4 protein-coding genes and 1 pseudogene are annotated in these 7,366 nt (G+C 26.0%); 2 read left to right on the top strand and 3 right to left on the bottom strand.

Annotated elements, in window-relative coordinates; all coding sequences use genetic code 11:
- From HMPREF3264_RS12740 to HMPREF3264_RS03530, 3 genes are all read right to left on the bottom strand, one after another.
- The coding region (locus HMPREF3264_RS12740) for a non-ribosomal peptide synthetase (RefSeq protein WP_256323953.1) at nucleotides 1-947 on the bottom strand (947 nt) is incomplete at its 3' end.
- A gap of 23 nt (nucleotides 948-970) precedes the next feature.
- Nucleotides 971-4,459, bottom strand: a complete 3,489-nt coding sequence (locus HMPREF3264_RS03535) for an AMP-binding protein (protein WP_176746809.1) — start codon at nucleotides 4,457-4,459, stop codon at nucleotides 971-973.
- 26 nt (nucleotides 4,460-4,485) lie between these two features.
- On the bottom strand, nucleotides 4,486-4,848 hold the full coding sequence (locus HMPREF3264_RS03530; protein ID WP_070871947.1) for an AMP-binding protein: 363 nt from the start codon (nucleotides 4,846-4,848) through the stop codon (nucleotides 4,486-4,488).
- A gap of 259 nt (nucleotides 4,849-5,107) precedes the next feature.
- Here HMPREF3264_RS03530 and HMPREF3264_RS03525 point away from each other — a divergent pair, with 259 nt between their 5' ends.
- A complete protein-coding gene (locus tag HMPREF3264_RS03525) occupies nucleotides 5,108-6,790 on the top strand; it encodes an ABC transporter ATP-binding protein (RefSeq protein ID WP_070871946.1) in 1,683 nt (560 codons plus the stop codon).
- Nucleotides 6,791-7,038: 248 nt separating this feature from the next.
- A pseudogene (locus HMPREF3264_RS13115) lies at nucleotides 7,039-7,366 on the top strand (transposase family protein); the annotation flags it as partial.

The following is a 7,366-nucleotide window of genomic DNA, read 5'->3' as shown; positions in this document are numbered from 1 at the left end:
TTTTTTATAATTTTCTTATCACATATATTCACCGTATACTTTTCTAACTTTTCAATATTTTTGTATTTCAAAATATCATTTACTTTTAAAACTAAATCCTTGTTCCTGAGGCGTGAAACGATTTGTATCGCTTTAATAGAATCGCCGCCAATCTCAAAAAAATTAGTAGTAACACCAAGTTCTTCCATCATAAATACCTCTTTCCAAGTATCTAACATAATTTCTTGTACTTGATTCTGGGCATTTTTAATGTCATTTGTTTTTTTATCTATAATTGGTAACGGTAATGTTTTTTTATCAATTTTTCCATTTGGCGATAGGGGTAGTTCATTTAAATGTATAAAATAAACTGGAATCATAAATTCAGGTAATACTTTCTTAAGTGATTTTTTTATAAATTTTTCTGTTACAATTGAATTATAGGTACTATAATAACTAGCTAAAGTATGATTATCCAATAGCATTACTACTACTTCTTTTACTCCCGGCAATAATTGTATTTGATTTTCAATCTCACTTAATTCAACGCGATATCCCCTTAACTTAACCTGATTATCTTTACGGCCTATATAAACAAGATCACCATCATTATTCCATTTAGCTAAATCTCCAGTCTTATATAATCTTTCTTTCGGATTATAAGGGTTTTCAATAAACCTTTTTTTCATTTCCTTTTCGTTATTTACATACCCCTTTGCTAGACCATCACCAGATAAATATATCTCACCTACAAAACCTTTCGGAACTAATTTGTCATTAAAATCCATTAAAAACACATTGGTATTACTAACGGGTTTTCCTATAGGTATAATTTCTCTTTCAGTAAAATCTTTGCTTATTTCATAAAAAGTTGATATTATTGTGTTTTCTGTTGGACCATAACCATTTATAATATTTATAGTTTTGTTTCTGTTAAATACGCTTTCAACTTGTTTTACATTTAATATATCTCCGCCTACTATTAATTGTTCTATATTATCAAAGATACAGGCATAGCTAGGACCAAGTTGGTTGAATAAATTGTCGGCATAATTAACGATGTTATTCTATTTAAATCAATATATTTTTTAAAATATTCCATATCTAATAATAAATCATCTTCTTCAATATAAAGCGTCATACCATTTAATAAAGTTAGCCAAATTTGTTGAACTGAAGCATCAAAAGAAAACGATCCCATATGCAACAATCGATGATATGAATCTGTAGAGAAGTAATTTATATTTTTACAAATCTTTATTAATGATTTATGTCCAATTTCAACTCCTTTTGGCCGTCCAGAAGAACCAGAAGTATAAATAACATATGCAGTATCTGTTGGTAAGTTAAAGCAATAGTTTCTCAAAGGTGTTTCTTTAAATAATTCTTCAATATATAAGCATTTTACATTACTAATGTTAAATTTTTGACCTTTTTTTCTCAATATATGCTTACATCCACAATTTTGTATTATATATTTAATTCTATCCTCAGGATATTTAACATCAATTGGTAAATAATTGGCTCCTGCCATTATAATACCTATCATAGTTACTATAGTTTCTATATTTTTTTCGCAAATTAAAGCAATAGTTTCTTTTTTTTGAACTCCAGATTCTAATAAGTTAGTTGCTAAATAACTTGCTTTTTCAAACACTTCTTTATATGACATATTGAAGTTTTCTGAATGAATAGCTATTTTATTACCATATTTATCTACAGTTTCTTTGAACACTTCATCTATTGTTTTATTTTTCGGATACGGAGTATGATTGTTTTGATTGTTAAACAGAACTTCTTCTATTTCATTTTCCAGCAACAAATCCAAATCTTTAATATACTTGTAAGGTGATACCATGAGCTCTTTCAATAATTTTTTATAGCGTTTTATAAGCATTTCCATTTCACTGTTACTATAAATACTAGTATTGTACTCAACATGACCACTAAGATTCTTTTTATCATCAAATATTAAAGCAAAGTCGAATTTATTCCCCACGAAAGGAGTTTTTATACTTTTTATATCTAAGTCACTCTTCACTTTTTTATCGATTTCAAATTCTTGTAAAGAAAAGAGAATACTAAGAATAGGTGTATTTGTTGTAAATTTTTCTTTTTTTATTGCCTTTTTAATTTGTTCTAAATCTAAATTTCCATATTTATAATATTCAATTAGTTCATCTTTAAAATGTTTAAAGTAATCAATAATTTTATAATTACTTTTCACTTTTGTTTTAATCGGTAACGTATTAGCAAACATACCAACTATTTTTTTATACATAGGTTTATTTCTATTAGAAAAAGGTGTTCCTACTACGATATTTTCTTGTTGCGTATATTTAGAAACCAAAATATTAAAAACAGAAAAAAGTACCATATAACGTGTAGCAGAATAATATGTGCAGAAGTCTTTTATTTTTTGGACTAAATCAGTATCTAAAGAAAAATGGATGATTGCCACTGAACTGCTCGTTTCCTTTAGATAATTATTTTTTTTATAAATTGCAGGTAGGATGGTTTGAATATCGTTATAGCTAAATTTTTTTCGCCAAAATAGTTTTTCCTTTTCACTTATCTTACTATTTATTTTTTCATAAATATAATCTTTATATTGATATTCCAGAGGTTTTAAATAAATGCCGTTATATAAATAAAGTAAATCTCGGATAATAATGGATAATGAGGTTCCATCCGCAATAATATGATGTACGTCTATAAATAAATAGCAATTTTTTATTGTTTCAATTAATTTGATTCTAATTAAAGGGGGGGCTTTTAAGTTGAATGGTTTTACGAAATCTTCTACAATTTTCTGCCTTTGTTTCAAATCAAAATTTTTACAGAATTCATATTCGATATTAACTGTTGCATTTTCATGTACTTTCTGAATTAGCTTGCCATTTCTCATATGAAAACTCGTTCTCAATGACTCATGACGATGAATTAATGAGTTTAAAGCTCTGTTTAATTTGTTAATTTGAAGTTTATAATTCAATTCTATTAATTTAGGTTCATTATAGCTTATTAGAGAACATTGTTGATTATTTTGAATAGTATATAATCTCAACTGTGCTGATGTAGCCTCTTGTATTTTCAGTTTTTCTTTATTAAAGAATTTATTTAGTAAATTTTTCTTTTTAGAACAATTACTTAAAATTTTTTCTAACTCAATAATAGAGCTATTTTCGAATAAATCTGACAAATTTAAACTAACATCAAATTCTTCATTAATATCCGAGAGAATCATCATAGCATCTAATGAATCTCCTCCCTGTTGTAAAAAACTTTGTTCTATCAACACATCATCTACATTTAAATATTTATTATATATAGAAACTAATTTTTTTTGTACGAATGTATTTGATTTGGTTTTAAAACTACTTCTATCATTGCTACTTATATTTTTTAATTCTTTTCTATTTATTTTCCCTGAATTTGTCTTAGGAATTTCTTTCAAAAGATGAAATTTTGCAGGAATCATATAATATGGTAAATTTTTTTTCATATATTCAAACATACAATCATATATATCATTACTATCAATTAAGTTTTCATCCCACACAATATAAGCAGATAACAGTTTTTCTCCAGGAATATATAATACAGCTGCTTCTATTATCTCCTCTTTTTTCAACAAAACATTTTCTATTTCTCCGATTTCTACCCTCTGCCCATTTATTTTAATTTGATGGTCTTTTCTACCTATAAATTTTATCTCACCTGTAGGCAATATTTCCCCTAAATCTCCAGTAAAATATAAGTTTGATTTTTGTTTAACTGGTTTCTGTTCTCCGTTAATTTTATAAAATGGAGAAATAGCCGGACTCTCTACCACTATTTCACCAACTAAGTTATCTGTCTTAATCTGCATACCATCTTTATATATAAATAGATTTGTATCTTGTATGGCTTTTCCAAGAGTTATTTCATTATTAGCAAATTTACTATCTATAAACTTTCCAGAATTAAATGTAGATTCTGTTTGTCCATACAAACAATATAGTTTAGCTTTAGGAAAAACATTTTTAACCAAGTCTAAGTCATTACTATGTATTTCTTCTCCCCCTAATACAACGTATTCCATACTATGAAAAGAATTTTTCACTTTCTTAGAGATGGCTCGGAATAAAGTTGGGACTGAATGCCATAAAGTAATTTTATTTTCATTCAACTTTTCTTCTATCTTTCTAAAACTTCCTGCTTTTTTCACGTCAATAATATATAAAGTTGCTCCATTAATAAGAGATGCATATATGTCAAGAACTGAAGCATCATGTGTATACTTTGATAAAAGAATTATATTGCTATTTTCATTAATTCGAAGTTCTTTAGAAAAATTTTCAGCAAAATAACAAATATTCCTTTGTGTCTGAATAACTCCTTTTGCTTCACCTGTAGATCCAGAAGTATACAAAATATATGCTATATCAATTCTTTTAATATCGTGAGATTCAAACGATCTATTTATATTTTTCGACACCATAATATTTTCTATATTTAAAACATCTATGTCCAATCTATTTTTTTGATTATATCTTTTATTTTTTTCTCATACGAATTATTTGTCAGCACACAATTTATATTTGTATTTGTTAGTATACTTATCAATTTCTTAGTTGGATGTTCTATATCTAGAGGGACATAATTATTTCCAGACCTAATAGAACTTATCATAGCTATAATCATATCTGAACTATGGTTAAAAAACAATCCTATACTTTCGTTATAGTATTCTTTTCTTATAATAAAATTAGATATTATTGTTGAATATTCCCTTAAATCATAATAACTATATTTCTTCATTCCATCATCAATAGCAATTTTATTTTTCCTAGCATTAGACTGAAAATCGATTTTTGAAATAATCAATTTAATCCCTCCATAGTCATTTAAAAAGCAACAATTTTAATATATACATTTTAAATAAGTATTTCCTTTAAACAACAAATGAAAAAATAGTACAATAAAGTTATAATAGCTTTGATAATTATTCTTATTTTTGTTCTCATTTATCATTCTATCTATTTTATAACTATTTTACAACACACTTTGTAAAATAGTTATAATGTTAATTTTTTATTAAATTGCTGATATTTAAAAATCATCTAGTTTAAAGGATGGAGGAGCCATGAAAAAATTTATCAAGCAAAAGCCAATATTATTTTTATTTACAATTTTATTAGCTACTATAAGTTCAATTTTTTCTGTTTTTATAGCAATTTTACTTCAAGTAATTATAGACTCAGCTATTAATCAAGAATTTGAAAGGTTCCTCAACATTATTCTTTGGGGTGCTTTATATTTAATTACATTGGGTTCCGTTGAATTTCTTTATCATTTAGTTTTCAAAAAATTTTCAAATGAAATAGTTTTCAATCTTCGTAATGAAACATTTGGTTCTATTTTAAATTACAATATGCGACAATTTTCAAATCGTCCCTTAACTGAGTATGTATCACTTTTAACCAATCAAATTAATATTTTAGAAGAAAATTATATAAAATCTTATTTAGAATTAATAAAATCAAGTATAACGTTTTTGATTACTATTTTCCTATTAACATACATTAGTCCATTAATTAGCATTATATCTCTAAGTGGCACGATACTAATGTTGATAGTCCCCTCATTATTGGGTACTATTTTACAAAAAAAGCAAAAAAATTATGCAACTGAATTATCAAGGTATACCATATCACTAAAAAGTTTTTTATCTGGCTTTGAAGTCATTAAAACTTTTTTCATAGATTTATATATCAATAGGAAACACAATCATAATAATTTAAAAATATATAGAAAAAAAATGAGCTTTGATATTTTAGGTGCTCTAAATAAAAGCCTCTCAGATTTAATGGGAACTTTAACACAATTATTAATTTTATTCGTTTCTGCTTATTTAGTAATGAAGCAAATTATATCTTCTGGAACATTGGTAGCTATTATTCAATTGAGTGGAGCGTTAGTTGTTCCTATAATGATATTTATGGAAAACTATACAAAAATCAAAGGAGCCAAACCAGTTTTGGAATCTTTTAAAGAACTAACTCCAACTAAATCTATTCAACAACATGATAGAATAGAACCTACTTTCACAAATTGTATTTCAGTGTCTAATTTAAATTTTAGTTACGATTATCAAAACTTTGTAATTAATAATGCAAATATAAAATTAAAAAAAGGCGGAAATTATATCATTTTAGGTCCTAGTGGCGAGGGAAAAAGTACTTTCATTAAACTTTTAATGGGATTTTACGGAGATTACGACGGAGAAATTTGTTATGATGACAATAATTTAAAAAAAATAAATATAGATAAATTGAAGTACATTTATTCTACAATTCCACAAAATGTTTATCTCTTTGATGGAACTATCTATGAAAATATATGCCTAAACACAGCATATACTTCTGAAGAAATTAACAACGCCATTAAAATTAGCGGTGTATACAAATTCATTGAGAAGTTACCAAATGGCCTATATACTTATTTGACAGACAATGGATCATCTCTATCTGGAGGTCAACGTCAAAGAATAGCTGTAGCTCGTGCTCTAATAAGTAATAAACCTTTATTAATAATTGATGAAGGCACTTCTTCTATAGATAAAAATACTGCATTGGATATTGAACATTCATTAATAAAAGAACAAAAATATACAATAGTTAATGTAACTCATAATATAGAACCTAGTGTTTTAAAATTATATGATAAAGTTATTTTCTTTCAAAATGGAACTATTAATGGATTTGATAAGTATGAATACTTAATAAAGACGAATAAGGATTTCAAAAATTTTATTAATTCAATATAGGAAAAACAAAAATTCTAAAATTTTAAAAATAGACTGGGAGAATCAAAAATTAAAAATTAAGTAGTGATATTAAAAACCTGTGTTCACTTACTAAAGAACTTAAAAATTTGGGCTCTATACTAAATTGGACTGATGAGAATTAAAAAAATTCTCATCAGTCCATATTTTTTAGGTTATAAATATAAAAATGGCGCAATTATCTCTATAATTATAAGTGACCAAACTAATAAAAAGGAGATAATGCGCCTATGAATCATTGTATATCAATAACACTTGGAATTAAAGACAAAAATATACAATTCAAAGATAAAGTAGAAATAAAAACAATAAGAGGTATAGATAGTTTATTTTGGTAAGCTCTCGTACACACCTCAACGGTGTGAATTATGTGGTTTTAAAAATCAAAACTATTCAATTATTAAAAATGGAACGAAAAAGTCTAGAATTACTCTTCCTAAAGTCAGCGAAAGACCTGCGCATTTATTACTTGAAAAGCAACGTTTTCATTGTAAAAATTGCCATTCCTATTTTACAGCTGAAACAGACATCGTGAATAATCATTGTTTTATCTCTAAC

The sequence above is a fragment of the Staphylococcus sp. HMSC62A08 genome (assembly GCF_001839105.1).
Classification (GTDB): Bacteria; Bacillota; Bacilli; order Staphylococcales; family Staphylococcaceae; genus Staphylococcus; species Staphylococcus caprae.
This window is presented reverse-complemented; position numbering and strand designations above follow the sequence as displayed.

Excerpts from the sequence above, each read along its gene's own strand:
- HMPREF3264_RS03525 (WP_070871946.1), top strand. The coding sequence starts at position 5,108 with ATGAAAAAATTTATCAAGCAAAAGCCAATATTATTTTTATTTACAATT.